The organism is Candidatus Benthicola sp. (assembly GCF_058719085.1).
Genome location: NZ_JBZQEK010000154.1, coordinates 1 through 26,086, shown reverse-complemented (window position 1 = coordinate 26,086; position 26,086 = coordinate 1). Strand labels below are relative to the sequence as shown.

The window sequence follows — 26,086 nt, the reverse complement described above, 5'->3', positions numbered from 1 at the left end:
TCTTCAGCTCGCGCAGAAAGCCGAACAGTCCGGGTGTGATGTGTCCAGCGTCCATGTCCGTGGGCCTCCCTCGGCCGTCGTGCACCTCACCGTGGCCAAAGCTCACTCCGGGACGCGAAGAGTGTCAACGGAAGGCGTGCACCGTGGATTGCCCGATGCCCGCACTCCTTCTTAGGTTGGCGCGATCCTTCGAGTCCCCCCTTCGAGGAGGTCTGCATGTCGCGCCGACGTCGCTACGTCCTGATCGCTCTGTTGCTGCAGCTCGCCATGGTCCTGCTCGGGCAGGTGTCGAGCCAGGTTCTCGAGCTGTCGGGCGTGTTCGGGATGGGCATACCGCTGGTAGTCGGGTGGCTGTATGCGGTGCGGCGAGCGCTATCCCTCAAGGACGCTTCCGTAGGTGGCCTCCTGATCGGAGCCGTCGGAGCTGCGGTCGGGCTGGCCGTGGCCGTTCCCCTCACCGGCGATTCCTGGGTCCTCCTTCCCCTCGGCACGCTGGCCTCGACCTTCACGGGCTGGCTGGGCGCGTTCGTCGGTTGGATGCTCAAGGGGAGGAAGGCGCACCCGTCGGAGTAACAGACCCTTCCGGGGCCCCTTCCGGCCGGTGCAGGTCCCACCAGGCTCTCGCGGATGCGTTCGTCCAGGGCTCGTCGAAACGAATCGCATCCAGAGCCCTCTTCAGCTCGAGCGCACCGGTGTAGCGTTCCGCCGCATCCTTCCGCATGCAACGCATCACGGCGTCCGTCAGGGCCGTCGGCAGGTCGTATTCGCTCGCGGCGTCGATCGGATCCGGCTCGCGACGCACATGAGCCGCCATCACATCCGGAGCCGTCCCACCCTCCAGTGGGGGTCGGCCCGCGAGCATCCAGTAGGCGGTGCAGCCCAGGCTGTACAGGTCGCTGCGAGGCTCGTATCGCTCGCTGCCCAGAACCGCTTCCGGAGCCATGAAGTGAGGCGTGCCCAGGATCGTCCCCGCCCGGGTGATGGTGTCTTCGGCCCCGCCGACGGGCTTGGCCAGTCCGAAGTCCAGCACCTTGACGAAGTCGCACACACCTCCGCGACGGGTGATGAAGATGTTCGCGGGCTTCAGGTCCCGGTGCATGATGCCCTTCTCGTGGGCCTCCGCGAGGGAATCGCACACCTGCGTCAGAATGTATACGGCTCTCTCGGGACGCACCGGACCGAATCGACGCACCAGCTGGTGAAGGTCGAGGCCGATCAGGTACTCCATCGCCAGGAAGAAGGTGGATGCGTCCGCGCGTCCGAAATCGCGGATCTCGATCGTGTTCGGATGATCGAGTCTGGAGGCCATCTCGATCTCGCGCTGGAAGCGTGAGATCAACACCGCGTCCTCGCCGGGCGATGCCTTGATGACCTTCACCGCGCTCGGCCTGCACATGCGTGGATGCTCGGCCAGGTACACGGTGCCGCCGCCACCCCGTCCGAGCGCGCGAACCAGCGTGTAGCCGCCCATTCGCTCCGCGATTCGGGCCCGCTCGCGGAGATGATACAGGGTCCGGGTGATGGCGACGGAAACGGTGCCGAGAAGCGCCACACCGACCGCCCCGAACACCGCGCCGGCGGTCGGGTCGGAGGGCGCCACGGGCCACGACCACCATCCGGGCTCTCCCACGCCCCGGCCGAGAAGGCCGCGAACCGCCGGGACGGCCACCAGCGAGACGATCACGAGGCAGACCTGGTAGGGCACGGTCCACGGAATCAGCGCCGCCGCGCCGAAGAGAATGAGGGAGACCAGAGCCAGCGGCGGATAGTCCGGCTCGTGAAGCACCGTGTCGACGCCGAGCACCGAGAGGAGGCCGGCCGTGACGAGCAGGCTGATGGCGAGGATCCTGCGGACCCCCGGCCGACCGGGTAGCAGAGCGCCGAGACCGATGGCGAAGACGGCGAGATAGGCTCCGTAGACCCACCGCTCCGAGGTGTCGGGCGCCGGCCTGCCCGTGAGAAGGCTGTAGATCTCTCCGACGGCCAGCAGAGCGACGGTGACACCGAGGCCGAGACCGAAGGCGAGCCGCGACCGGCGAAGGAGGAGGCTCTCGTCCCTCCGATGCATGCTGACATCCGCCTGTGTCGTAAGCAGCGAGACATTCACCACGCCCCCTTCCAGCCATCGCGGACCCCGGACGGCCCTCTCGGATGCGGTCGTCCGGGGCCGGACTCAGCCTCCCGGGTCCGAGATCATCGCTCGACCCGGTCGAACCGAATCGGGTCGTAGAAGGTCACCTCGAGTCCGGTCACGGTCCCGTCCTCGTCCAGCTCGAATCGGAGAAACGACCGTGCCGGCATGTCGAAGATCGGGTGTCTCCAGGTGACCCGGAACACGTCGTAGTGCCAGTGCTCGAGATCCCCGAGGTGCCTGGGGTTGTAGTCGAACACGAGGTGCCCGTCCTCGAGCTGCACGCGGGCTTCGCCCGACGCGGCCTCGGCATACACGCCCGTGTACGCCTCCAGCGGGAGTGAAGGCTCCGTACCCGGGACACGCGACGCCTGAAGTCGCTCCTCCTGGCGGGCGGCACGCGCTTCGCCCTGGCTCCGAAAGCCCACGTACACCTCGTTCCAGTCCCGCTCCGGTTCACCGAGGAAGGCGTCGACGATCCGGTAGGTGATCGCGGATGTGGGCGCATCCGGAGCATAGTTCGTCAACACGATCACGCCGAGGCCGACTTCGGGAAGCAGCATCTGCAAGGAGATCATCCCCGTGAGGCCGCCCGAGTGGCTGACGACCTTGCGCCCCCGGTAGTCCGAAATGAACCAGCCCAGCCCGTATCCGTTGAAGCGGCGGCCCAGGTTCTCCGCGGCCCACGCGGAGACGCCGAGCGGGTACTGGATGGACTGCATCTCCCGGGCGGTCGCCACGCTGAAGATGCGCCGGCCGTCCAGCTCCCCCTCCCCGAGGTTCGCCCGCATCCACCGGGCCATGTCCACCACGTTCGAGTTGACGGCCGCTGCCGGCGCCACCCCATCCACGTCGTCGTACTCGACCACGGTCAACGCACCCTGAACCACCTCGTGGGCCGAGGCCACGTCGATGAGCCCTTCGAGATCGTCGACGGACGTCGAGCTCTCGGTCATCCCGAGGGGCTCGAAGATCCGCTCGCGCACCAGGTCGTCCCACGACTGGCCGGTGACGGCTTCGGCCACCATCCCGGCGACGAGGAACATCAGGTTCTGATAGTGATACGAGGCACGGAATGGCCCGACCGGCTCGAGATAGCGGATACGGGACAGGATCTCCTCTCGACCGTTCTCGGATCCGATCCACAGGTGGTCGCCGCCGAAGGTGGCGAGACCACTGCGGTGAGTCAGCAGGTCGCGGATCCGGATGTCCCGGGTCACCCACGGGTCCCACATCTGGAATCCCGGCAGGTAGTCGGTGACGCGGTCGTCCCAGTCGAGCTTTCCGGCCTCGACCAGCGTCCCGAGAACGGCGGCCGTGAACGCCTTGGTGTTCGACGCCACCGCGAACCGCGTGTGGGGGTCCACCCGCTCCGGCTCCCCGAGGGTTCGCACCCCGTACCCCCGGGCGAATACGAGGCTGTCCCCATACACGACTCCCACGGCCAGCCCGGGTGTGGCCCAGTCCTCCAGCACGCTTTCGATCCAACGGTCGAGCGCCTCGAGATCGACGTCCTGCGCGGACGCAGGACGAGGAAGGAAGAGCAGGGAGAGGACGATCGCCAGGACGGCGACCCTCCGTCCGAGCCGGGAAGTGCCGATCGAGCGCAGGAGAAGGATCATCGGGCCTCCAGGAACCATGGACGAACGAGAGCGACTCGACCCAGGAGAGTCGAGGATTCGAATATAGGAGGAGCACTCGCTTCGTGCCGCGCCCCCTCCACCTCAGGCGGGGCGACCGACCGGCACCAGGTACAACGGCTCCTGTCCCTCCGGGAGAGCCAGGACCTCCGCCAGGGCAGCGGGATCGAAGGCCGCCACGGGCACTCCCGCGAGGCCGAGCGCGGTGGCTTGCAGCAGGAGGTTCTGCGCGGCATGGCCGACGTCCATGTGCACGTACTTTCTTCCCTCCGGCCCGTACTCGCCGCAGGTGCGCTCGTACACGGCGGCGAACAGGAACACGGCCGGCGCGGACGTGATGCATCCCTGGTCGAAGGAGGCCGACCGGACCGCCTCCCGCAGGTCCGATTCGCCGACCCGCCGGAGAGCGTGCGCCTTCACCTCGTAGTGGAACGTTCCCCGCGCGGTGAGCACGTAGGTCTCCAGTGGATACAGGGCCCCCGCCGAAGGTGCCGCCCGGTATCCGCTCTCGCCCGTGACTCCCTGGCACGACCACAACAGCTGCGACAACGCCGGCAGCTCGAGCCGCTCAGGCAGGAACTCACGGATCGAGCGACGTGCCTGGATGGCCGCCTCCAGGGGCAGGGTGCCCTCGGTGCTCGGCGCGGGAAGCGACGTCGACATGGCAGCACTCCCGTTCGGTTGAGTCGGTTGCCCTCTCCGGACCGCCGGGCCTGTGGGGCAATCGTCATGCCAGCGGGCGCGCTTGGGCCGCCGCGGCGCTCCCGGCCGGCGACAGCACTTCTTCCCGGTCTGGGACGCTTTGTCTCGACCGGAGCCGGGCACGGGACGACCCGCCCATCTCCTTGCCCGGAAGCGCTGAATCCGGACTTCATATGTACCTGCATGATCAAGCACTTACAAGCCTGCCCGGGAGGGGCTCTCGCGCGACGGAACGGTACGCTTCCTGCACCCCGCCGATGGCGTCGGAGTGGCAGTACGAGGCGACGCCCATCCCCGGAGACCGAACATGCGCGATGCCATCGAGCGGCTGTGGCCGGAGCTGGAGTGGATCGAGAGCGAAGGGCTGCGCGAAGCCGTCACGGAGACGTGGGTGCGGAGCATGCAGCGGAGCCCGCTCGAGCCCGAGGACCTGGAGACCATCCCGTTCACCCTTCTGGTGCCCGACTGCCCGGCCACGTTCATGGAACACAAGCGCTGCGTGGTCCACATCGCTCGGGACAGCGCGCTGGCGATGCAGCGGTTCCTCGGGCACGCCCTCCCGATCGACCTCGACACGGTCATCGCGGGAGCGATCCTGGCCGACGTCGGGAAGGTGCTCGAGTACGAGCGGGCGGATGGAGAAGTGAGACAGAGCGCCCGTGGCCGGGCGCTGCGCCACCCGTTCACGGGCGTGGCCGTGGCGCTGGAGTGCGGGGTTCCGGACGCGGTGTGCCACATCATCGCCGCGCATGCGGCCGAGGGCGATCTGGTCCGTCGCAGCACCGAGGCCACGATCGTTCACCACGCCGACTTCATGAGCTACCTGCCGTTCAAGAACCTGGCCGGCTGAGAAACGCGAGATCCACGGGCCGCGATGATCCGCCCGGGAGGAGGCTGCAGACATGTCGGACACGATCACCGCCACGATGGCCCGCTGGGCCGCGGACCTCCGCTACGAAGACATCGGGGAGCGGGCCGTGCACGAGGCCCGGCGCTACCTGCTCGACTCCATCGGGTGCGCCCTGGGCGGCTATCAGCAGGAGGACGTGGAGATCGCGCTCGACGTGCTGGACGAGGTCGCCGGTGAGGGGCCGGCCACCGTCATCGGTTCGGGCGCCCGGATGGATGTCGTCTCGGCGGCGCTGGCGAACGCGCTGATGGTGCGCGTCATGGATTACAACGACATCTACTGGCAGCAGGACCCGTCGCACCCGTCCGACATCATTCCGGCGGCGCTCGCCTGCGCGGAGCGGCAGGAAAAGGGAGGCCGGGAGCTGGTGGTGGGCATCGTGCTCGGACACGAGTTCGAGATGCGGCTCTGTGAAGCGGCCTTTCCGGGCATCCGGGAACGCGGCTGGCACCACGGAACGCTCACCGCGTTCGTCTCCCCGATCGTGGCCGGGCGGATGCTGGACCTCCCGTGGGAGAAGATTCAGCACGCCATCGGCATCTCGGCCTCACACTCCGGGACGCTCGGAGCCGTGACCGCCGGCAAGCTCACCATGATGAAGAACACGGTGGACCCCATGGCGACGGAGGCCGGAGTGATGGCCGCCCTGCTGGCCGAGAAGGGCTACACCGGTCCGGAGCACGTCATCGACGGCAAGGAAGGCCTCGTGCACGTCATGGGGCCCGAGTGGAAGCTCGAGGTCCTCACCGAAGGGCTGGGCGAGTCCTGGCGCATCGAACGGTGCGGGATGAAGTACTTCCCGACCGAGGCGCTGACGCACGCGCCGATCTCCGCCGTCCTGCAGCTCGTCGAAGAGAACGACCTCGTACCCGAGGACGTGGCGAGGATTCGAATCCGGTCGCTGGCCCGGGCGGCCGACATCCTCGCGGATCCGACCAAGTACGACCCTCGCAGCAAGGAGACGGCCGATCACAGCCTGCCCTACGTCATCGCGGCGGCTCTCGTCCAGCGTCGGGTGACGCCGGCCGAGTTCGAGGAGGCACGGATCATGGACCCGAGGATCCGCGAACAGCTTCACAAGGTCGAGGTCGTGGCCGACCCGGAGATCGAGAAGGTATTCCCCGCCCTGCAACGCGTCGGCGTGACGATCGAGACCACCGACGGTCGTCAGGTGGGGATGGAGCTCGACTACCCGAAGGGCGATCCCCGGAACCCGCTCACCGATGACGAGATCGAGGGCAAGTTCGACGCGCTGGCCGAGGGCGTGCTGTCCGGTGACAGGGCCCGACGGCTCAAGGATGCGGTGTGGAAGGTGGACGAGATGGAGTCGGTCTCCGAGCTCCTCGACCTGTGCGTCGGGGATCGCTGAGTTCGGGAGAGCACCGGGGAGGTATCGAATGGGACAGACGATGGTGGAGCGGATCGCTCAGACCCACCTGATGGAGGGACCGCGCCGGCCCCTGCGGGCCGGAGACGTGGTGTCGCTCCGCCCGCGCCATGTGATGACGCACGACAACACGGCTGCCGTGATGAAGAAGTTCGCGGCGATCGGGGCCACGTCGGTCGCCGACGCGGACCAGCCGGTGTTCATCCTCGATCACGACATTCAGAACCGCTCGGAAACCAATCTGGCCAAGTATCGCGACATCGAGGGATTCGCCTCCCATCACGGAATCCGGTTCTACCCTGCGGGCACCGGAATCGGCCACCAGATCATGGTGTCTCACGGATACGTGGTCCCGGGCAGCCTGGTCGTCGGGTCCGACTCGCATTCCAACATGTACGGGGCCCTCGGGGCCCTCGGCACCCCGGTCGTGCGCACGGACGCGGCCGCCATCTGGGCCACGGGCGAGTTCTGGTGGCAGATCCCGCGAACGGTCAAGGTGAACCTGGAGGGCCGGCTGGCCGAGGGCGTGACCGGAAAGGACGTCATCATCACGCTGTGCGGCCTGTACCACCAGGGCGAGGTACTGAACGCCGCCGTGGAGTTCCACGGCTCCGGCATCGCGGACCTGTCCATGGACGAGCGCTTCAGCATCGCCAACATGACCACGGAGTGGGGCGCCCTCGTCGGGTGGTTTCCGGTCGATCGGGTCACGGTGGACTACCTGAGGGGTCGTCGGGCGGTGCTCGGCCAGGAAGGCGGGTTCGACCGGTTCAGCGAGGCCGAGCTGGAGGAGTGGGCCACGGATCCGCCGCTTCCGTCCGCGGATGCTCGCTACGCCGGTGTCATCGACCTGGATCTGGGCGCGGTCACCCCGCATGTCTCGGGTCCCGACTCCGTACAGGTGATGCGGTCCGTCGCCGAGATCGAGGCCGAGAAGGTCGCCATCCAGAAGGCCTATCTCGTTTCGTGCGTGAACAGCCGCCTCGAGGACCTGGAAGCCGCCGCCGCGGTCCTGGCGGGGCGCCACGTGGCCGATGGGGTGGAGATGTACGTCGCCGCAGCGAGTCGAGAAGTGCAGGAAGCCGCGGAGGCGAGCGGAGCGTGGGACGCCCTTCTGTCCGCCGGGGCCCACCCGCTGCCCCCGGGCTGTGGACCTTGCATCGGTCTCGGGGCCGGACTCCTGGAGCCGGGGGAGGTAGGAATCTCGGCTACGAACAGGAACTTCAAGGGGAGGATGGGAAGCCGCGATGCCGAGGCCTACCTGGCCAGCCCGGCGGTGGTCGCCGCCTCGGCGCTGGCCGGGCACATCTGCGCGCCCGGACCAGCCGGGAACGGAGCCCCCTCCTACGTCTTCCGCCTCACCGAGGCGGGGGAGGAGGAGGCGGCCGAGGTCGCCATCGAAACCGGATTTCCGGAGAGACATCGGGGCAGGCTGGTGTTCGTGCCCCCGGATAATCTCAACACGGATGGGATTTACGGGAAGGACTACACGTACCGGGAAGGCATGACTCCGGACCAGATGGCCGCGGTCGTGATGAGAAATTACGATCCGCAGTTCGCGGCGTCGATCCGGCCGGGTGATGTCCTGGTCGGAGGATACAACTTCGGAACGGGCTCGAGCCGGGAGCAGGCGGCCACCGCCCTCCAGGCGGCCGGGATCGCTCTGGTGATCGCCGGGAGCTTCTCGCAGACCTACCTCCGCAATGCGTTCAACAACGGTTTCGTGTGCATCGAGTGTCCCGGTCTGGTGGACCGGCTGAAGGAGCGGTTCGCCGGCGCCGACGGGCCCACGTTGATCCCCGGAGACCTCCTCGACATCGATTTCGCAGTCGGAACCGTCACCCTCGGCCCGGAGGTGTTCCGATTCGTTCCTCTGGGCACCGTACCGCAGGCCCTGATCGTGGCCGGCGGGATCGAGAACCAGGTCCGGGCTCGGCTCGGCATCGGATAATCGCCAGAAAGGGCGCCTCATGTCTCGCAGAACCGTCGTCACCATGCCGGGAGATGGAATCGGGCAGGTCGTGCTTCCGGAGGCCGTTCGCGTCCTCGACGCGGTGGGATTCGAAGCCGAGTACGTGCACGCGGACATCGGGTGGGAATTCTGGGTCACGGAGGGCAACCCCCTGCCCGACCGGACGATCGACCTCCTGGCGGAGCATGGCCTCGGGCTGTTCGGAGCCATCACGTCCAAGCCCAAGGCGGAGGCCGTGGCCGAGCTGAGACCGGAGCTCCAGGACCGGGGTCTCGTGTACTACAGCCCGATCGTCGGACTTCGCCAGCGCTTCAACCTGGACGTATCGATCCGCCCCTGTCGCTCCCTTCCGGGCAACCCGCTCAACTTCATCCGCCGGACCGCCGACGGGGACTGGGAGGAGCCGCGGGTGGACGCCGTGATCTTTCGGCAGAACACCGAGGGGCTGTACGGCGGCATCGAATGGACGGATCCGCCACCGCAGGTCAGGGCCGCCCTCGAGACGCACCCGAAGTTCGGGCGCTTCGCGGACACTCCGGGACCCGACCTGGCGATCTCGACCCGGATCTTCACCCGTCGGGCATGCGCCCGGATCACCCGGGCCGCGTTCGAATACGCGGACCGGCACGGATACCCCTCCGTGACGGTGTGCGAGAAGCCGAACGTTCTCCGCGAGACCTCGGGGATGATGGAGGAGGAGGCGCGCCGCGTGAAGGTCGACTACCCCGACATTCAGCTGTGGTCCACCAACATCGACGCCCAGATGATGTGGCTCACCAAGAACCCCGAGGATTACTCGGTGATCGTGGCCGGAAATATGTTCGGCGACATCGTCTCGGACGCATTCGCCGGACTCGTCGGAGGACTCGGCTTCGCCTGCTCGGCCAACATCGGCGACGAGGTGGCGGTGTTCGAGCCGACGCATGGCTCGGCGCCCAAGTACGCCGACCTGGTGCCCTCCATCGTGAATCCGATCGCCATGATCCTCACCGCCGCCATGCTGCTCGATCACGTCGGAGAGCTCGATCGTGCCCGGGCCGTGCGCGACGCCACGGCGGCGGTCGTCGCCGAGGGCGAGGTGCGGGCCTACGACATGCTTCGTCTCCCGGGAGGGCCCGACGTGTTGTCGAAGGGCGCCGCGTCCACGACCGAGATCACCGACGCGATCATCGAAAAGCTGGGCTGAGGAGGTGCACGTGACCGCTCTGATCGGCGAGGCCGGGCGGACGGGCGATGAGGTCCGCTCCGACCTCCACGCATCGGTGGAGCTGACGGAACAGGGCGGGATCGAGATCGTCGTCGACTCCAAGGTCGGCTCCCTGTACGGCGACTCGATCGAGCGCACGGCGAGGGAGACCCTCGAGAAGCTCGGCATCGAGAGCGCCCGTGTGCGCATCGACGACAAGGGCGCCGTGCCCTTCGTGATCGAGGCCCGCGTGGAGGCGGCTGCGAACCGAGCGGGGGCGGCCGCATCGAGTGCGGCGCGTCCGCCGCGCACGGTCCCCGAGCGCCCGCGGACGGCCCGCCACCGGCTCCGCAGGTCCCGACTCTACCTGCCGGGGGACCAGCCGAAGCTCCACCTGAATGCGGGGCTGCACCGGCCGGACGCGGTGATCCTGGACCTCGAGGACAGCGTTCACCCGAGCCACAAGGACGGCGCTCGGCTGATCGTGCGCAACGCCATCCGCTGCGTGGACTTCGGAGGCGCCGAGGTGATGGTGCGGATCAACCAGCTCCCGCTCGGTCTCGAGGACCTGGACCGGATCGTGCCGGAAGGGCCGGATCTGATCCTCATCCCCAAGGTCGAGTCGGCCGCAGAGGTGGCCCGGGTCGACGAGCGCATTCGGGCGGTGCTCGAGGTCGGCGACGAGGAGGAGCCGCCCGTGTGGCTGATGCCGATCCTCGAGACGGCGCTCGGAATCGAGCGGGCGTTCGAGATCGCCTCGGCGACTCCGTCCGTCGTCGCCCTGACGATCGGTCTCGAAGACTACACCGCCGACCTCGGGGTACCGAGGACGACGGAGGGAGCGGAATCGGTCTATGCCCGCGGGCGCCTGGTCAATGCGGCCCGGGCGGCCGGTGCGCAGGCCATCGACTCGGTGTTCGGTGACGTGGCCGACGAGGAGGGACTTCGCGCCTGGGCTGCGCGCTCACGCGGTCTCGGGTTCGAGGGCATGGGGTGCATTCATCCCCGTCAGATCCGGCCGATCCACGAGGCGTTCGCGCCGACCGGGGAGGAAATCGACCGGGCCCTGCGGGTGGTCCGGGCGTTCGAGGAAGCCGAAGCCCGCGGACTCGGCGTCGTGAGCCTCGGCACGCGGATGGTGGATCCGCCGGTCGTACTTCGGGCTCAGCGACTGGTGCGTCGCGCCCGCGAAGCCGGCCTGATCGAGGAGCCGGAGGCATGAGCGCGAGAGCGGACGGACCGGTGGAGTTCACGGTCAACGCAGCGGGAAGGCGGGTGCCCTCGGTGGTGAACGGCCGGTCGGCTCCCCCGTTTGCGGGCGTCGGAAAGGCGAGTCCGGAAGGAGCGAAGCACGGTCCGCCGATCCGTTCCGCAGCCGATTATCCGGCCGATGGAGACAAGCGGGTGCCCGACCTCAAGGCGGCTCTGGAGCGTTGCGGGCTCCGCGATGGAATGACGATCTCCACGCATCACCATCTGAGGAACGGGGACCGGGTGGCCGTGGCCGCCCTGCAGGCGGCAGGGGAGCTCGGCGCGAAGGATCTCGTGTGGTTTCCCAGCGCCTCGTTCCCCTGTCATGAGCCGGTCGTCGATCTCATGCGAAGCGGCGTCGTGCACCACATCGAGGGATCGATGAACGGACCGCTGGGAGCATACTGCTCGCACGGGCACATGCGGGGCCTCGGGGTCCTGCGGTCGCACGGAGGCCGGTGGCAGGCGATCCAGGATGGAGAGGTCCACGTCGACATCGCGGTGATCGCAGCCCCGAGCGCGGACTTCTTCGGAAACGCCGACGGATCTCACGGGCCTTCGGCGTGCGGGTCCCTCGGATTCGCCCTCGCGGACTCGATGTACGCGGACCGGGTGATCGTCGTAACCGACCACCTGGTTCCCTTCCCGTGCGTTCCATGGCAGATCCAGGGCAACCACGTGGACTTCGTGGTCGAGGTCGATTCGATCGGCGATCCCGGGAAGATCGTCTCCGGCACCACGGTGGTTACCAGGAGTCCGGATCGCCTTCTCATCGCCGAGTACGTGGCCCGTTTCATTCGGGACGCGGGCATTCTGCGCGATGGCTTCTCGTTCCAGGCCGGCGCGGGAGGCATTGCGCTCGCGTTCGTCGGGTACATCCGGCAGATGATGATCGACGCCGGGGTGAAAGCTCGCTTCGTTCGTGGAGGATCCACGAGCTACCTGGTCGATCTCCTGAAAGATGGGCTCACCGACTACATCCTGGACGGACAGACCTTCGACCTGGCCGGAGTCGAGTCGATCGGCAGCGACCCGCGCCACGTCGCGACCTCGCCGTTCACCTCCTACAACGACCATGGAAAGGGCAACTTCGCCTCGATGGTCGACGCGGTGGTGCTCGGCGCCACCGAAGTCGACCTGGACTTCAACGCCAACGTGGTCACCCATTCCGACGGCATGCTGCTCCACGGGATCGGAGGATGGCAGAACTGCCTCTTCTCCGGCTGCACGATCCTCGCCCTTCCCTCCTTCCGTGATCGCATACCGGTCATCGTGGACGAGGTGACGACGATCACCGGTCCCGGCGAGCTCATCGACGTGATCGTCACCGAACGCGGGATCGCCGTGAACCCACGCCGCGCGGACCTGATCCGGGCGCTCGAAGGATCCGACCTGCCGCTCCGCACTCTCGAGGAGATCAAGGAGGAGGTCGAGGCCCTGGTCGGAGGCCCGCCGGCCCGGCCGGTGCTCATCGACGAGCCTGTCGCCGTGATCAACTGGGTCGACGGCACCGTTCTGGACACGGTCTGGAAGGTGCCGGAGGCGAAGGAGCCGGGATGATCGCGCGGCCGAATTCGAAGGCGATCGATCGGAAGGGCCGTCTCGGCCTGCCCGAAGCAGCCCCACCGCTTCGGCCCGCCGCTGAGCGGGCCCGTGATTTCGAAGAGGTCCAGGCCGATTGGGACCTCGCAGGCGCCCGCGCAGCGGCCGCCCGGTGCATTCAGTGCCCGGCCGCACCATGCACGAAGGCCTGTCCGCTGGACAACGACATTCCGTGGGCTCTCTGGCTTCTCGAGCACGGGGACGTGGCAGGTGCGGCGGCCGTGTTCCGATCGACGAGCCCGATACCGGACATCTGTGGACGCGTCTGTCCCCAGTCCGAGCTGTGCGAGGGCGCATGTCCCTACACGAAGCAGGGACGGGCTCCGGTACCGATCGGTCGCCTCGAGGCCTTCGTGTGCGACGAGGTCGAGCCGCCCCTCCCGCGGCCGGGCCCGGACACCGGACACCGGGCAGCGGTGGTCGGCGCCGGACCGGCCGGGCTGACCGTCGCCGAGAGGCTGGCGGCCCTCGGGCACTCGGTCACCGTGTTCGACGAGTGGCCGGCGCCGGGAGGACTTCTCCGGTACGGGATACCGACGTTCAAGATGGCGCACGACCGGGTACGGCAGCTGGAGGAGCGGCTGGACACGCTTTCCGTGCAGTTCGTACCCGAAACGCGCATCGGGCGGGACCGGACCGTCGATGACCTGCTGGATGGAGAGTTCGAGGCCGTATTCCTGGGAATCGGGGCCGGGGTGCACCATGAGGCCGCGATCGACGGATCCGATCTGCCGGGAGTGTTCCTTTCGACCCGGTTTCTCGTGCGAGCGAACGTGGACGCCGCTCTCCGTCCCCCGGCGCTCGGCGATCCGCAGATGGTCGGGCGAAGAGTGGCCGTCATCGGAGGCGGGGACACGGCGATGGACTGCGCCCGCACGGCGCTGCGACTCGGGGCCGAGGAGGTCACCTGCTTCTACCGCCGCACCGAGGACGAGATGCCGGGCAATCCGCGTGACCGCAGGCTGGCGCGTGAGGAAGGCGTTTCCTTCCAGTGGCTGACCCAGCCGGTTCGGTTCCGGTCCCGGTCGGACGGGACCGTCGGCTCCATGGACTGCGTCCGGAACCGGCTCGGCGAACCGGACGCTTCGGGACGCCGGCGGCCCGTCGCGGTGGACGGCTCGGAGTTCGCCGTCCCGATCGATACCGTGGTCCTGGCGCTCGGGTACGTGGCCGACACGGAAGCCGTCCGTGCCGTAGGGGGCCTGGAAGCGGACACGCTCGGCCGCATCGTGATCGATTCGGAGACCGGAGCGACCCATCGGGAGGGAGTGTATGCCGGTGGGGATGACGTCACCGGACCGGCGCTGGTGGTGACGGCGGTGGCGCAGGCGCAGCGGGCCGCCGAGGCGATGCATGCCCACATGACCGGCGGATCGTCCGTGGCTCCGGATCGGTGCGGCCCACCGTGAGCCCCCGGGAAGCCGACGGGCCGAGCGCGGAATCGGAAACGATCCTCGTCATCAACCCCGGCTCCACGTCCACGCGGGTCTCCCTGTTTCGAGGGAACCGTTCGGTCGCCGGACATGAGACGGAGCACGAAGATCGATCGGCCACGCTCGCCCTCGACCCGTGGGCCGGGTTCGAGGCGCGACTCCTGGAGGTGCGTCGGTTCCTGGACCGGGAAGGCGTAGCGGCGTCGGATCTCTCTGCCGTGGTCGGCCGGGGTGGACTGCTCCGGCCGCTCGCGGGAGGCGTCTATCGGGTGAACGAGGCGATGCTCCGGGACGCCCGGGAGGGCCTCCAGGGGCAGCACCCGGCCAACCTGGGCTGCGCCCTCGCCGAAGCGATCGCCGAGCCGGCCGGCATCCCGGCCTTCGTCGTGGATCCGGTCTCGGTGGACGAGAGCGAGGAGCTCGCGGCCTACTCGGGGCTCGCCGGTGTGCCCCGGCGAACACTGTCCCATGCCTTGAGCGTGCACGCGTGCGCCCGCGGGTATGCTTCCGATGTCGGCGCCCCGGTGGAAGACCTCAACGTGGTCGTGGCTCACCTCGGGGGCGGGATCTCGGTCTGCCCCGTACGAGCGGGCAGGATCGTGGACGCGAACAATGCCGTGAGCGAAGGGCCCTTCTCTCCCGGACGCAGTGGAGGTCTGCCCGTCCAGGAGTTGCTGGACCTCGTGTTCGCGGAGAAGCACGACCGGGAGAGCCTGCGCGACCTCACCACTCGGCGTGGCGGCCTCTTCTCCTATCTGGGCACGAGGGACGCCCGGGAGATCGAGGACCGGATCGCGGCTGGAGACCGGGAAGCCGAGCGCACCTACCGGGCGATGGCGTACCAGATCGCCAAGGAGATCGGCGCGATGGCCACGGTGCTGCAGGGTGAAGTGCAGGCCGTGCTGCTCACGGGGTCCCTCGCCCGGTCGAGTCGACTCGTGGAATGGATCACCGACCGGGTCGAGTTCATCGCACCGGTCAGGGTGAGGTCCACGCACGAGATGGACGCGCTGGCCGCGGGAGCCCTCGCAGCCCTGAGAAGCGAAGTGCAGACGCTCGAGTACTGACGACCCGGAGTCCCGTGAGCCCCGACGGGGTCGGCGGGCGGAAGGACACATGTCACGGAAACTTCTGACCGGAAACGAGGCGATCGCGGAGGGCGCCCGGCGAGCGGGGGTCCTCTTCGCTTCCGCCTATCCCGGAACACCGAGCACGGAGATCACCGAAGCCGTCGCCCGGCGGGGAGACGTGCGCGTCCAGTGGGCCCCGAACGAGAAGGTCGCCCTCGAAGTCGCCGCCGGGGTCTCGCTCGGGGGCGGCAGGGCCCTGTGTTCGATGAAGCACGTCGGGGTCAACGTAGCGGCCGACCCGCTGTTCAGTGCTTCCTATTCCGGCGTCCGCGGCGGGTTGGTTCTCGTTTCCGCGGACGACCCGGCCATGCACTCGTCGCAGAACGAGCAGGACAATCGCCACCTCGCCCGCGCCGCCAAGATCGCGCTGCTGGAGCCCTCGGACAGCCAGGAGGCGTTCGACTTCATCCGGCGCGGCTTCGACCTTTCGGAGCGCTTCGACACGCCGGTGATGCTCCGCGTCACGACACGGATCTGTCACTCGATGTCCCCGGTGGAGCTCGGACCCGAGATTCCGTATCAGCCGGTCCTTCGCGGGCCGTATGAGCGAAACTTCCGCAAGCACGTGCTCCTCCCGGCCAACGCCAGGGTCAGACACGAGGCCGTCGAGGCGAGGCTCGAGGAGCTGGAGTCGGTGGCGGAATCCGATCGGGATCTCAACCGCATCGAGTGGAGAGACCGCACGGTCGGAATCGTCACCAGCGGGGTGGCGTACGCCTACGTCCGCGAGGTGGCTCCGTCCGCGTCGGTGCTGAAGCTCGGTCTCACGAACCCTCTTCCTCCCCTCCTCATCCGGGAGTTCGCCGCCGGAGTCGACGAATTGTACGTGGTCGAGGAGCTGGACCCATACCTCGAGGAGCGGGTGCGCGCCCTCGGATTGCGACCGGTGGGCAAGGAGATCTTCCCCATCACGGGCGAGCTGAGTCCGGACCGGGTGGCGGAAGGCCTCGGCCTCGCGGCGGGCGGTAGCGGCGTCGAGCCCGTCGACGTTCCCCTTCCCGCCCGACCCCCGGTCCTGTGCGCCGGGTGCGGGCATCGAGGCGTCTTCTACACCCTGTCGCGCCTCGGCGTCGCGGTCACGGGAGACATCGGCTGCTACACGCTGGGAGCGCTGCCTCCATTGGAGGCGATGGATTCCTGCCTCTGCATGGGAGCGAGCGTCGGAATGGCGCAGGGACTGGAGCTCGCTCTTCGGGCCGCGGGCGACGAGCGTCCGGTGGTCGGAGTCATCGGGGACTCGACGTTCGTTCACTCCGGGATCACCGGGCTGGTCAACGCCGTCTACAACCGCGGCGCCGGGACGCTCCTCCTGCTCGATAACGGCACGACCGCCATGACCGGCCATCAGGATCATCCCGGAACCGGGCGAACAGCCGACGGCGAGCGTGCTCCGGCCCTCGACTACGTCGCCCTCTGCAAGGCGATCGGGGTGCGCAGAATCCGGGAGGTCGATCCGTATGATCTGGAGGCGCTCGAGTCCGCGATTCGTGAGGAGCTGGCCGTCGAGGAGATCTCGGTCGTCATTTGCCGCGCCGTGTGTCGGCTCGTCGATCGCACTCCGCTCGCTTCCGCCGCGGAGCTGGAGATCGAGTGCCCCGGGTGCGGCACCTGCTTCGAGCTGGGCTGTCCGGCCCTCGACGGGTCGTCCGGCCAGGCGGTGATCGACCCGGCCGTCTGCTGCGGCTGCGGGCTGTGCGTCCAGGTCTGTCCCTTCTGTGGCCTGCGTACGGGCAGACCCCGGCCCGACCCGATGGAAGTCGCGACGTGAGCGGCCCGCCTCCGGACGATCGGGACCGTGGCGCCGACCGGACCCGGAACGTCTTTCTCACCGGCGTCGGGGGACATGGCGTGCTGGCCGTGAGCCGCGTGATCGCCGAAGCGGCGCTCGCGGCCGGTTTCGACGTACGGCGGAGCGAGGTGCACGGGATGTCCCAGAGGGGCGGCAGCGTCGTCAGCCAGGTGCGGTACGGCGCACGTGTTCACTCGCCCTTGATCGGGCTCGGCCAGGCCGATGTCCTTCTCTCCCTCGAGCTGCTCGAGGCCGTACGCCACCTCTCGGCCCTGCGTGCCGACGGAGTGCTGCTGGCCAGTGAGCAGCGCATCACCCCGGCGCCGCTGGGAAGCCTCTCCGTCGACTACCCTCCGAACGCCCGGGCGCTGTGCGAGGAGAGGGTGTCCCGGTGCGTGTTCATCCCCGCCATCGAGGTGGCGCGCGAGATCGGCGAGGAAAGGGCGGCGAACATGGTGATGCTCGGGGCTTATTCGACCCTCGAGCCCGGGATCGGCGAGACGCTGTGGATGGAGACGATCGCCGCCGCCTTCAGGCCCGAATTCCGGGAGATCAACTCCCGGGCGTTCACTCGCGGGAGAGAACAGACTCGCGCTCTCGGGTACGACGGGCCATGAGAGCGATCCGATCTCTCGAGGAGCTTCGCGAGCGAGCCGCGGCGGGCCCGATGCGCGTGGTGGCGGTGGCGGGGCCCGAAGGAGACCCCACCCTTCGCTCGGTGGCCGCAGCGTTCGACGCCGGTCTCGCCCGCGCTCTGCTCGTGGGAGACGCGAAAGCGACCGTGGAGCGGCTGAAGACCCTCCCGATCGATGCGGAATGCTGCGAGATCATCGACGCGCGAGATGAGGCGGAAGCGGCCCGGATCGCGGTTCGCCTCGTACGAGCCGGGGCGGCAGACATCCTGATGAAGGGCACGCTCAAGACGTCCGAGCTCATGCATGCCGTCCTCGACCGATCCGCGGGATTGCGGTCTGGTCGGCTGATGAGCGACGTGTTCCTCTTCCCGCACCGCATTCGCGGTCGGAGCCGGCTGATCGGTATCACGGACGGTGGTATCACCCCATTCCCGACGATCGAGCAGAAGGCGCAGATCCTCGCGAACGCCGTCTCCCTGTTCCACCAAATCGGTGTCCGTCGGCCGCGCGTGGCCCTGCTGTCCGCCGTGGAGTCTCCCTCTCCGGCTTTTCCGGCCAGCGAGGATGCGTTGTCACTGCGACGGATGTGGGAAGAGGGCGCCTTCGGCACCTGCGAGGTCGGCGGGCCGATGGCCATGGACCTGGCGCTTTCCTCGAAGGCCGCGAAGCTGAAGGGATACGAATCGCCGGTTGCCGGAAAGGCCGACGTTCTGGTGCTGCCGACGCTGGAAGCCGCCAACATCACGGCGAAGGCGATCGAGTACGCGGTTCCGCTGGAACCCGCTCACGTCGTCGTCGGCGGAGCCGCCCCGATCCTCATACCCTCTCGATCGGAATCGGCCCGGGCGCGCCTGAACGGAATCGCGCTTGGATGCTGGCTCTGCGGTGAAAGCGCGTAGGAATCCGGAGGGTGGAGTGGGTTGGTGAGCGCCGGGAGGGCGCTTCCGGGGCACTGACCGGCTCTTTCTCTATCGAAGTGCTCCCGCGTGCGGCCCGAGTAACGCCGCTCCCGGCCTCGGTCCATCCACCGGTGCAAGGTGGGAGCCAGCCGGCCGGAACCGCACGTGACCGGGCGAGCGTGGCACGGCGTACCGAAGATGCCCGTCCGGCGCCGTCGACATAACTCGCTATTTAGCAACTATTTACGGAGTCGCAGGCCCACACGGATCCAGTCGGCCGTCCGCCGAATGGGGGCCACCGGTCGCGTGGCACGGATTCCCCATTCGAGACCTTGTCGGGCTTTCTGGTCGGGCTGCGGGCATTTCGCCACGTGCCTACCCCTCGGTGATGCGCACCCCACCGTTCGTCGTCTTCACACGTACCGTCGGCCCCCCGCTCCCCAGGTCGACGGACAGCTTTCGATCGATCCGGCCCTGTACCGTCACCGGGAAGCCGATGCTCAGACCTCCGTTCGTCGTCTCCGTCTCCAGGTGTGCCGAGTATCCCTCGGGCACCGAGAGCCGCACGCCGCCGTTCGTCGTCGTAACGGACAGTCCCTCGCCGGTCCAGGTCGATCCGCTCAGAGCGATGTGCACCCCCCCGTTCGTGGTCCCGCCCACGACGTCTCCAGCCACATCCTCGAGGTGGACCCCCCCGTTCGTGGTGCGGAACCGCAGCGTTCCGCGGACGCCATCGATCGCGATGCCGCCGTTCGTGCTTTCGAGATCCAGGTCGGTCGCGGCCGGCACCATGATCCGGTAGCTCACGGACCAGCCTTCCCGACTTCGGTTCTTCGGTCCGTCCGCCGAGATGTCGGATCCGGCGTCGACTTCGACATCGTCGGCGATCTCGAGGGCTCTCTCCTCGGACTCGGCCCAGACGTGCACCTTCGCCCGGACGAACATCTCGTCCCGGTCCCACGCCTCGACCGAGATCCCGCCGTTGGGACGGGCATCCACGGACAGGTCCCCGGGAGCGTCCAGAGTCCATTCGCGCACCTCGCAGGATGAGACCGCGTCCTGGCGCTCATGGCCCTCACACCATTCGTCGTTCGCCACCACCCGATCCTGGGCCCGCGCCACGCCGGCGAAGGTGAGACCGGCGACCGCGAGCACGCAGACCCTCGCGAACGATGACGGATGCGGTGTCCAACGCATGCTCATGTGGATCTCTCCGTTTCGAAGGTGGGTATCCGCCGCTGGAATCGGCCATTGGAATGGACACTCCCGGCGAACCGTTGGTTGAAAGCCGGCACGACGTGCGTCTTGCTCCGCCCGGCGCCGCGTCCGTATCTACATCATGCCTTCTTCGACCCGCGCCTCGGTGGACCGGGAGATCCTGCGGCTCGCATGGCCGGCGCTCGGCGCCCTGGCGGCCGACCCGCTCGTATCGATCGTCGACACGGTCTTCGTCGGACGGCTCGGTGTCGTCCCCCTCGCGGCGCTCGGAGTCAACACCTCGATCTTCGCCCTGTCGTTCGTGGTGTTCAACTTTCTCGCCTACGGAACGACTCCGATGGTGGCGCGCGCCGTGGGACGGGGAGATCGGGCCGCCGCCGGTGACATCGTCGTCCAGGCTCTCGTTGTCGCGACCACGGTCGGGGTGCTAGCGGCCGCGCTCCTGGAACTCCTGGCCGTGCCGATCGTCACCCTGATGGGTGCAGGCCCGGATCTCCGTGAGCCCGCCCTGTCCTACCTGCGAATCCGGGCGCTCGCGGGCCCTGCCGTGCTCCTGGTCACGGCGGGCCATGGAGCCTTCCGGGGGTACCAGGACACGCGCACGCCGCTGCTGGTGACCCTGGGTCTGAACGCGGTGAACCTGGTTCTCGATCCCCTTCTGATCTTCGGTCTCGGGTGGGGGCTCGAGGGAGCGGCCCTGGCCACGCTCATCGCCCAGTGGTCGGGCGCCTTCGGGTTCCTCCACCTCCTTCTTCGGAGCCGGCGGCGAGAGCTGGGCATCGAGCCGCGCTGGCCCCGTGTGCGCGAGCTCCGCCCGTTCCTGCGGATCGGAAGCGAGCTGGCTCTCCGCACGGTGGCCCTGATCGGTACGATGACCCTGGCCACGGCCATCGCGACCCGCGTCGGCACCGTTCAGGTAGCCGCTCACCAGGTGGGCACCCAGCTGTGGCTGCTCCTCGCCATGATCGTCGATTCTCTCGCCGTCGCGGCGCAGGCGCTGGTCGCCCGGTACCGGGGAGCGGGTCTGGCCGGGGAGGCGCGGCATGCCGCCAACCGCCTGCTCGGGTGGGGAGTGATGTCCGGTCTGACACTCGGAGCCATCTTCCTTGCCCTGTCCCCTGTCCTTCCGAGGCTCTTCACGGACGAGCCTGCCGTGCTCGATGCGGTCGGAACCGTGTACCCCTTCATCGTCGCCATGCAGCCTCTCAACGCGATCGTGTTCGTATGGGACGGTGTCTTCATGGGTGCCGAGAAGTTCCGGTTTCTCGCGATCCAGATGGCTCTCGCCGCCGCTCTGTCGGCTCTCGTGCTGCTGTCCGTGCTTCCTCTCGGGCTGGGCCTCGCCGGGGTCTGGTGGGGAATCGTGGTGCTCATGGTCGGGCGTGCCGTGTCCCTGGCGATCGGCTACCGAAACCCGAGGTTGCTTTCGTGATTCCGGTAAACGAGATTGAGTTTCATTCTAAACTGAGCCGCGAATCGGAGACGTGTCGACCACGACCGAAAGCACGGCGGCGGAGTGCTCCATCGTTCTGGTGGGGAACCCCAACGTCGGCAAGAGCCTGCTGTTCCGGAATCTCACCCGGCGCTACGTCACCGTGTCGAACTACCCGGGCACGACGGTGGAGCTGGTTCGCGCGCGCGCCTCGTTCAACGGGCTCGAGCAGGAGGTGGTCGACACTCCGGGGCTGAACGATCTATCGCCCCGGAGCGACGAGGCCATCGTCACTCGAGGCCTGCTGACGGAGAATCCCGGCGCGACGATCGTGCAGGTGGCGGATGCGAAGAACCTGCGTCGCGCTCTCCTGCTCACGCTTCAGCTGATCGAGCTGCAGCGCCCCATGGTCCTCGTCCTCAACATGTACGACGAGCTGACGGCCCGCGGCGGGCGCATCGACGTGGACCGCCTCGGCGAGATCCTCGGGATCCCGGTCGTCGTCACGGTGGCGCCGCGAAACGAGGGAACGGATGAGCTGATCTCGGCTCTCGCGAGCGCACGCATTCCGGATCGGCAGATCCTGCACTCGGGACCGTCCGCGCCGGTGCAGACGGCGGCCGGCCCGCAGCCTCGCCTCGGAGGCGCACAGGATCGTCTCTCTCGAGTGAACGAGATCATCAGCGAGACGTACGCCATCGACCAGCCGAAGGGCGCCCCCCTCGGTGTGCGTCTGGGCTTCTGGGCCATGCACCCGGTCAAGGGCCTCGCGTTCCTCGCCGCCATCCTGCTCACCGTGTTCTGGTTCGTCGGTCTCTTCGGCGCGGGCACGCTCGTCGACGCGCTCGAGATCGCCGGCTTCGAGCAGCGGATCAGCCCCCTGGCGATCCGTGCCACGGACGCGGTCCTCCCCTTCCCGCACCAGCACGCCGTGGAGCCGGTCGACTTCACGCTCTCTCTTCCGGTGTCACCGGCTCACGAGGTGGAGCTCGGGGAATCGGTGCGGGAGGTCCTCCGACCCGCGTACTCCGTGCTCCCCGATGCGAACCTGACGGTGGGGCAGTCGATCCGGCGGTTCCTGCACGACTTCCTCGTCGGACCCTTCGGGCAGATCACCATGGCCTTCAGTTACGCGTTCGCCATCGTCCTGCCGATCGTCACCATTTTCTTCTTCGTATTCAGCATCCTCGAGGATTCGGGCTACTTCGCGCGGATGTCGATCATGCTGAACCGCGCGTTCCGGGTCATCGGACTGAACGGGAAGGCCGTCCTTCCGATGATTCTGGGCCTCGGCTGTGTCACCATGGCCACGATGACGACGAGGATCCTGCAGACGCGAAAGGAGCGGCTGGTCACCACCATGCTCCTTGCGCTGGCCGTTCCCTGCTCGGCGCAGCTCGGCGTGCTGCTGGCCCTCATGGCCTCCCTCTCACCGTCGGGAGCGCTGGTGTGGCTCGCGCTCATGGGCGGCGTGCTCCTGGCCGTGGGCTGGCTGTCCGCACGGGTGTTCCCGGGAGACACGAGCGAGTTCATACTCGAGATTCCGCCGATGCGCAGGCCTCAGATCGGAAACGTACTGGTCAAGACGGGGACCCGGCTCGACTGGTATCTGCGCGAGGTCATCCCCGTGTTCGCGGTAGGAACCGCCGTGCTCTTCGTGATGGATCGGCTCCACCTCCTCACCCGGATCTCGACGTGGGCCGAACCGCTGATCACCGGCTGGCTCGGACTCCCGGCCGAGATGTCGAACGCCTTCCTGGTCGGGTTCATGCGCAGGGACTTCGGTGCGGTGTACGTGCTCGATGCGGTGACCGGCCCGAACCCCCTGTTGTCTCCTCACCAGGTCCTGGTGGCCATGGTGACGATCACGTTGTTCATGCCCTGCTTCGCGACGCTCCTGATCATTGCGAAGGAGCACGGGAAGGGTGTTGCGGCCGGCATGGTGGCCTTCATCTTCCCGTTTGCCCTGTTCGTCGGCGGCCTGCTCAACCACGTGGGACGATGGCTCCAGACTATCTGACCTGCCCGATGTGCGGCTTCGAGTTCGAGCGCACGGACACGCTGTGCGCCCACGGCTGTCCGCTCGGCTCGCTGTGCCACCTCGTCCGGTGTCCCGCCTGCGAGTACGAGTTCCCGGAGACGCCGCCCTCCGTATCGTTCATCAAGCGGTTGTTCCGGAAGCGACTCCCCGTCGTCGCGGGGCTTCCGCCCGGCGTCCGAACGGCGGCCGAGCTGAGACCCGGTGAAAGGGCCACCGTGCTCTGCCTCGGGTCGACGGTGACCGACCGCCACCGAACGCTCACCGTCTACGGGCTGGGCCCGGACGCCGAGATCACGCTCGTCCAGCACCAGCCGGCCTGCGTGATCCGGATCGGGGAGACGGAGCTGGCCATCGACTCGGACATCGCCCGGGACATCCTCGTGCAGCCGCTCGAGGAGCCGGCCGGGGCCGTCCCCAGGGGAACGGAGGAGGAAGCCACGTCATGAGCGGCCTCTTCGTGATGGCCCAGGTCGGTTTGGGGAATGCTCTCACGACCGAGCCGCTCGTGGCCGTCGCGCTGCTGTTCGGAGCCGGCGTGCTGACGAGCCTGACGCCGTGCATCTACCCGATGATCCCCATCACGGTGGGCGTCATCTCGGGAACGGCCGGCGAGTCGGCCAGCCGATCCCGAACGATCACGCTCACCCTCACGTACGTCGCGGGCCTGTCGCTCCTCTACGCGGTGGCCGGTCTGATCGCCGGAATGACGGGCCAGCTCTTCGGCACGATCGCGTCGAGCGTATGGACTCGACTCGCCATCGCCGCGCTGCTCGCCGTCTTGGGGCTCGCCATGCTGGACCTGGTCCGCGTGCCGATCCCCCGCAGGTGGGTCGATTGGGCGGGTGGGCTGCAGGGGGGCTCGTACCCTGCCGTCTTCCTGCTCGGGGCGACATCGGGTCTCGTCGCAGCCCCGTGCGGCGCGCCGGCCTTCGCCGCCGTCCTCACCTGGGTGGGGTCGACGGGCAATCCGGGGCTGGGGTTTCTCTATCTGTTCGTGTTCTCGCTCGGCATGACCGCCCTGCTCTTCGTCGTCGGGCTCTCCTCGGGACTGGCGCGGCGGCTCCCGCGCGCGGGCTCGTGGAGTCGCTGGGTCAAGCGCGGCGCCGGCGCGCTCATGATTCTCATGGCGGGTTATTACCTGTATCAGGCGTGGCTGGTGTGGTGAGGCTGGCGTGTTGAGGCTGGCCCGGGGAGCTGGCGTCGCCGCCTGCCTCGTGTTGGGGGTGGCAGCGCCCCTGCCAGCTCAGGAGACTCGAATCGGCATCGAGCGTGGAACGACGCCGCCTGGCCTGGCCCTCTCCACGATCGAGGGGGAAGAGGTGGATCTGGCGGAGTATTTCGGGCGCCAGCCGGTTCTGCTGGAGTTCTGGGCGACCTGGTGCGAGAACTGCGAGGCCCTCCACCCTCGCATGCTCGAGGCTCACGAGGAATTCGGAGACCGGGTCGCGTTCTTCGCGATCGCCGTGGCGGTAGGCCAGTCCGAGCGCCGCATCCGTCGTCACCTCGAGGATCATCCGGTCCCCTACCCCACCCTGTGGGACGGCCGCGGCGAGGCGGTGCGAACCTTCGAAACGCCGGCCACCTCGTACATCGTCATCCTGGACGAGGACGGGCGCGTCGCCTACACCGGGATCGGCCGTGAGCAGGACGTGATCCGCGCGGTCCGGGAGGTGGTGACGCCCGAGCCCGGCGCCTAGGGTCCCTCCACCACGTCGGTCACGGCTTCTCCCAGCTCCTCGTACGCGGTGGGATCCACCTCGCGGAACGGGGCCGCCCGCCATGCGATCACGCCATCCGGGTCGATGACGAACGCCGTGCGGTTGTCCGTATAGCTCCCGTCCGATCTCTGCAGGTATGCGCCGTACTTCCGGCCCACCTCCGCGCCCGGGTCGCTACCGAACAGGAACGGGAAGTCCGCGTCCGCGGCCCACGAGGCGTGCTCCTCGGCCGGGTCGGTGCTCACCGCCAGCAAAACGACGTCTCTACCCCCACGAAACAGACTTGCGTACTGATCACGGTACGCTTCCATCTGAATCGTTCACCCGGGGGTCCGCACCCTGTAGAAGAAGGCGAGCACCACCGTCTTGCCGCGGAAATCGCTGAGCCGGACCGGATCTCGGAGAACGCCATATCTCGTCGCGCCCGTGAGCTCGAAGTCCGGCGCCCGGGTCCCCACCGCCAGGGGTTCGTCGGCCTGCTGCGCCTGACTCATGGAGGGCAGGAGCACCGCAAGCGCAAAGACGGCCGTCACGAATCCTGATCGCATTCCGGATCCCCTCGTCTCGAGGTCATACGTTTCGCTCGCCGTCCAATCTACGATTGCAGCCGGGAACACTTCCAGTCCGGACGTCGATCGATCGCGAAACACGGGGAACCGGGACCGTGAAACCGAAGGCCCCGGGCGTGCGTACGGCATGGGCGTACGCGAGGACACCGCGAGTCAACCCTTTGGACCCGGGGCGAGTCCAACGTACGAGCGGGATCATGGCGCGAGGCGGCAAATCCGACGCCGCGGACGGAGTGGACGACGAACGGAGGGGATGCCCGATGGAGAACGGAACGCCGCTGATCCGCATGGAGGGCGTGCAGAAGGTCTTCTACACGGAGGAGATGGAGACGCACGCGCTGGCGGACATTCACATGGAGATCCGGGACGGGGAGTTCGCGGAGGTCATGGGTCCGTCGGGGTGCGGGAAGTCCACCCTGTTGTCGCTGGTCGGTCTGCTGG

Annotated in this window: 24 protein-coding genes; 18 read left to right on the top strand and 6 right to left on the bottom strand. The window is 68.1% G+C overall.

The features are described from left to right. Positions 1 to 216 precede the first annotated feature (216 nt). A complete protein-coding gene (locus AC36XV_RS11615) occupies positions 217 to 573 on the top strand; it encodes a hypothetical protein (protein WP_492203848.1) in 357 nt (118 codons plus the stop codon). On the opposite strand, the gene AC36XV_RS11610 is transcribed toward AC36XV_RS11615, so the two are convergent. The 3 genes from AC36XV_RS11610 to AC36XV_RS11600 all read right to left on the bottom strand — a co-directional run bounded on the left by AC36XV_RS11610 (position 542) and on the right by AC36XV_RS11600 (position 4,434). Continuing rightward, positions 542 to 2,068: a serine/threonine-protein kinase gene (locus AC36XV_RS11610; RefSeq protein ID WP_492203847.1), complete on the bottom strand. Its 1,527-nt coding sequence runs from the start codon at positions 2,066 to 2,068 to the stop codon at positions 542 to 544. The genes AC36XV_RS11615 and AC36XV_RS11610 overlap by 32 nt on opposite strands. Before the next feature lie 125 nt (positions 2,069 to 2,193). Then, positions 2,194 to 3,753 carry a serine hydrolase gene (locus AC36XV_RS11605; protein ID WP_492203846.1) on the bottom strand — a complete coding sequence of 520 codons (1,560 nt, stop codon included), beginning with the start codon at positions 3,751 to 3,753 and terminating at the stop codon, positions 2,194 to 2,196. Between the two features lie 102 nt (positions 3,754 to 3,855). Then, positions 3,856 to 4,434, bottom strand: a complete 579-nt coding sequence (locus AC36XV_RS11600) for a SagB/ThcOx family dehydrogenase (protein ID WP_492203845.1) — start codon at positions 4,432 to 4,434, stop codon at positions 3,856 to 3,858. Between the two features lie 346 nt (positions 4,435 to 4,780). Between AC36XV_RS11600 and AC36XV_RS11595 the strand changes: the two genes are divergently transcribed. Genes AC36XV_RS11595 through AC36XV_RS11545 form a run of 11 tightly spaced genes read left to right on the top strand, consistent with a single transcriptional unit; the run spans position 4,781 to position 18,667 of the window. Further along, positions 4,781 to 5,323, top strand: a complete 543-nt coding sequence (locus tag AC36XV_RS11595) for an HDIG domain-containing metalloprotein (protein WP_492203844.1) — start codon at positions 4,781 to 4,783, stop codon at positions 5,321 to 5,323. A gap of 52 nt (positions 5,324 to 5,375) precedes the next feature. After that, a complete protein-coding gene (locus tag AC36XV_RS11590; protein WP_492203843.1) occupies positions 5,376 to 6,752 on the top strand; it encodes an MmgE/PrpD family protein in 1,377 nt (458 codons plus the stop codon). Between the two features lie 28 nt (positions 6,753 to 6,780). Further along, positions 6,781 to 8,721 carry a homoaconitase gene (gene lysF, locus AC36XV_RS11585; RefSeq protein WP_492203842.1) on the top strand — a complete coding sequence of 647 codons (1,941 nt, stop codon included), beginning with the start codon at positions 6,781 to 6,783 and terminating at the stop codon, positions 8,719 to 8,721. Between the two features lie 19 nt (positions 8,722 to 8,740). Further along, complete coding sequence (locus AC36XV_RS11580) at positions 8,741 to 9,928, top strand: isocitrate/isopropylmalate dehydrogenase family protein (RefSeq protein ID WP_492203841.1); 1,188 nt, start codon at positions 8,741 to 8,743, stop codon at positions 9,926 to 9,928. 10 nt (positions 9,929 to 9,938) lie between these two features. Further along, on the top strand, positions 9,939 to 11,150 hold the full coding sequence (gene citD, locus AC36XV_RS11575; RefSeq protein ID WP_492203840.1) for a citrate lyase acyl carrier protein: 1,212 nt from the start codon (positions 9,939 to 9,941) through the stop codon (positions 11,148 to 11,150). Next, the gene (locus tag AC36XV_RS11570; protein WP_492203839.1) at positions 11,147 to 12,739 is read left to right on the top strand and encodes a citrate lyase subunit alpha; all 1,593 of its coding nucleotides are present in this window, start codon (positions 11,147 to 11,149) and stop codon (positions 12,737 to 12,739) included. The genes citD and AC36XV_RS11570 overlap by 4 nt, the downstream gene beginning before the upstream one ends. Further along, positions 12,736 to 14,190, top strand: coding sequence for an NAD(P)-dependent oxidoreductase (locus AC36XV_RS11565; protein ID WP_492203838.1), 1,455 nt, complete (start codon positions 12,736 to 12,738; stop codon positions 14,188 to 14,190). Before AC36XV_RS11570 ends, AC36XV_RS11565 begins: the two co-directional genes overlap by 4 nt. Continuing rightward, complete coding sequence (gene buk, locus AC36XV_RS11560; RefSeq protein ID WP_492203837.1) at positions 14,187 to 15,281, top strand: butyrate kinase; 1,095 nt, start codon at positions 14,187 to 14,189, stop codon at positions 15,279 to 15,281. The genes AC36XV_RS11565 and buk overlap by 4 nt, the downstream gene beginning before the upstream one ends. A gap of 49 nt (positions 15,282 to 15,330) precedes the next feature. Then, positions 15,331 to 17,112, top strand: coding sequence for an indolepyruvate ferredoxin oxidoreductase subunit alpha (gene iorA, locus AC36XV_RS11555; RefSeq protein WP_492203836.1), 1,782 nt, complete (start codon positions 15,331 to 15,333; stop codon positions 17,110 to 17,112). Continuing rightward, complete coding sequence (locus AC36XV_RS11550; RefSeq protein ID WP_492203835.1) at positions 17,109 to 17,750, top strand: indolepyruvate oxidoreductase subunit beta; 642 nt, start codon at positions 17,109 to 17,111, stop codon at positions 17,748 to 17,750. The genes iorA and AC36XV_RS11550 overlap by 4 nt, the downstream gene beginning before the upstream one ends. Continuing rightward, on the top strand, positions 17,747 to 18,667 hold the full coding sequence (locus tag AC36XV_RS11545; RefSeq protein WP_492203834.1) for a phosphate acyltransferase: 921 nt from the start codon (positions 17,747 to 17,749) through the stop codon (positions 18,665 to 18,667). The genes AC36XV_RS11550 and AC36XV_RS11545 overlap by 4 nt, the downstream gene beginning before the upstream one ends. Positions 18,668 to 19,042: 375 nt before the next feature. Here AC36XV_RS11545 and AC36XV_RS11540 read toward each other — a convergent pair whose 3' ends face one another. Then, entirely contained in the window at positions 19,043 to 19,870 is an 828-nt protein-coding gene (locus tag AC36XV_RS11540; RefSeq protein ID WP_492203833.1) for a DUF4097 family beta strand repeat-containing protein, read from the bottom strand. Between the two features lie 136 nt (positions 19,871 to 20,006). On the opposite strand from AC36XV_RS11540, the gene AC36XV_RS11535 reads away from it, so the two are divergent. From AC36XV_RS11535 to AC36XV_RS11515, 5 genes are read left to right on the top strand one after another with little or no spacing between them, the layout of a single operon-like run. Beyond that, complete coding sequence (locus AC36XV_RS11535) at positions 20,007 to 21,317, top strand: MATE family efflux transporter (RefSeq protein WP_492203832.1); 1,311 nt, start codon at positions 20,007 to 20,009, stop codon at positions 21,315 to 21,317. Between the two features lie 52 nt (positions 21,318 to 21,369). Then, the gene (locus AC36XV_RS11530) at positions 21,370 to 23,337 is read left to right on the top strand and encodes a FeoB small GTPase domain-containing protein (protein ID WP_492203831.1); all 1,968 of its coding nucleotides are present in this window, start codon (positions 21,370 to 21,372) and stop codon (positions 23,335 to 23,337) included. After that, positions 23,319 to 23,804, top strand: coding sequence for a FeoA family protein (locus AC36XV_RS11525; protein ID WP_492203830.1), 486 nt, complete (start codon positions 23,319 to 23,321; stop codon positions 23,802 to 23,804). Before AC36XV_RS11530 ends, AC36XV_RS11525 begins: the two co-directional genes overlap by 19 nt. Further along, a complete protein-coding gene (locus AC36XV_RS11520; protein WP_492203829.1) occupies positions 23,801 to 24,523 on the top strand; it encodes a cytochrome c biogenesis protein CcdA in 723 nt (240 codons plus the stop codon). The genes AC36XV_RS11525 and AC36XV_RS11520 overlap by 4 nt, the downstream gene beginning before the upstream one ends. A 7-nt stretch (positions 24,524 to 24,530) precedes the next feature. Continuing rightward, entirely contained in the window at positions 24,531 to 25,055 is a 525-nt protein-coding gene (locus AC36XV_RS11515) for a TlpA family protein disulfide reductase (RefSeq protein WP_492203828.1), read from the top strand. On the opposite strand, the gene AC36XV_RS11510 is transcribed toward AC36XV_RS11515, so the two are convergent. Both AC36XV_RS11510 and AC36XV_RS11505 read right to left on the bottom strand, forming a co-directional pair. Further along, a complete protein-coding gene (locus tag AC36XV_RS11510; RefSeq protein WP_492203827.1) occupies positions 25,052 to 25,387 on the bottom strand; it encodes a redoxin domain-containing protein in 336 nt (111 codons plus the stop codon). The two genes, AC36XV_RS11515 and AC36XV_RS11510, sit on opposite strands and share 4 nt — an antisense overlap. 9 nt (positions 25,388 to 25,396) lie before the next feature. Next, entirely contained in the window at positions 25,397 to 25,624 is a 228-nt protein-coding gene (locus tag AC36XV_RS11505) for a hypothetical protein (RefSeq protein ID WP_492203826.1), read from the bottom strand. A 281-nt stretch (positions 25,625 to 25,905) separates the two neighbouring features. Here AC36XV_RS11505 and AC36XV_RS11500 point away from each other — a divergent pair. Further along, the coding region (locus tag AC36XV_RS11500; protein WP_492203825.1) for an ATP-binding cassette domain-containing protein at positions 25,906 to 26,086 on the top strand (181 nt) is incomplete at its 3' end.

What these genes read in the sequence shown, in the direction of transcription:
- AC36XV_RS11615 (WP_492203848.1), top strand. Translation starts at nt 217, where the DNA reads ATGTCGCGCCGACGTCGCTACGTCCTGATCGCTCTGTTGCTGCAGCTC.
- AC36XV_RS11610 (WP_492203847.1), bottom strand. Translation starts at nt 2,068, where the DNA reads ATGCATCGGAGGGACGAGAGCCTCCTCCTTCGCCGGTCGCGGCTCGCC.
- AC36XV_RS11605 (WP_492203846.1), bottom strand. Translation starts at nt 3,753, where the DNA reads ATGATCCTTCTCCTGCGCTCGATCGGCACTTCCCGGCTCGGACGGAGG.
- AC36XV_RS11600 (WP_492203845.1), bottom strand. Translation starts at nt 4,434, where the DNA reads ATGTCGACGTCGCTTCCCGCGCCGAGCACCGAGGGCACCCTGCCCCTG.
- AC36XV_RS11595 (WP_492203844.1), top strand. Translation starts at nt 4,781, where the DNA reads ATGCGCGATGCCATCGAGCGGCTGTGGCCGGAGCTGGAGTGGATCGAG.
- AC36XV_RS11590 (WP_492203843.1), top strand. Translation starts at nt 5,376, where the DNA reads ATGTCGGACACGATCACCGCCACGATGGCCCGCTGGGCCGCGGACCTC.
- lysF (WP_492203842.1), top strand. Translation starts at nt 6,781, where the DNA reads ATGGGACAGACGATGGTGGAGCGGATCGCTCAGACCCACCTGATGGAG.
- AC36XV_RS11580 (WP_492203841.1), top strand. Translation starts at nt 8,741, where the DNA reads ATGTCTCGCAGAACCGTCGTCACCATGCCGGGAGATGGAATCGGGCAG.
- AC36XV_RS11570 (WP_492203839.1), top strand. Translation starts at nt 11,147, where the DNA reads ATGAGCGCGAGAGCGGACGGACCGGTGGAGTTCACGGTCAACGCAGCG.
- AC36XV_RS11565 (WP_492203838.1), top strand. Translation starts at nt 12,736, where the DNA reads ATGATCGCGCGGCCGAATTCGAAGGCGATCGATCGGAAGGGCCGTCTC.
- iorA (WP_492203836.1), top strand. Translation starts at nt 15,331, where the DNA reads ATGTCACGGAAACTTCTGACCGGAAACGAGGCGATCGCGGAGGGCGCC.
- AC36XV_RS11545 (WP_492203834.1), top strand. Translation starts at nt 17,747, where the DNA reads ATGAGAGCGATCCGATCTCTCGAGGAGCTTCGCGAGCGAGCCGCGGCG.
- AC36XV_RS11540 (WP_492203833.1), bottom strand. Translation starts at nt 19,870, where the DNA reads ATGAGCATGCGTTGGACACCGCATCCGTCATCGTTCGCGAGGGTCTGC.
- AC36XV_RS11535 (WP_492203832.1), top strand. Translation starts at nt 20,007, where the DNA reads ATGCCTTCTTCGACCCGCGCCTCGGTGGACCGGGAGATCCTGCGGCTC.
- AC36XV_RS11525 (WP_492203830.1), top strand. Translation starts at nt 23,319, where the DNA reads ATGGCTCCAGACTATCTGACCTGCCCGATGTGCGGCTTCGAGTTCGAG.
- AC36XV_RS11520 (WP_492203829.1), top strand. Translation starts at nt 23,801, where the DNA reads ATGAGCGGCCTCTTCGTGATGGCCCAGGTCGGTTTGGGGAATGCTCTC.
- AC36XV_RS11510 (WP_492203827.1), bottom strand. Translation starts at nt 25,387, where the DNA reads ATGGAAGCGTACCGTGATCAGTACGCAAGTCTGTTTCGTGGGGGTAGA.
- AC36XV_RS11505 (WP_492203826.1), bottom strand. Translation starts at nt 25,624, where the DNA reads ATGCGATCAGGATTCGTGACGGCCGTCTTTGCGCTTGCGGTGCTCCTG.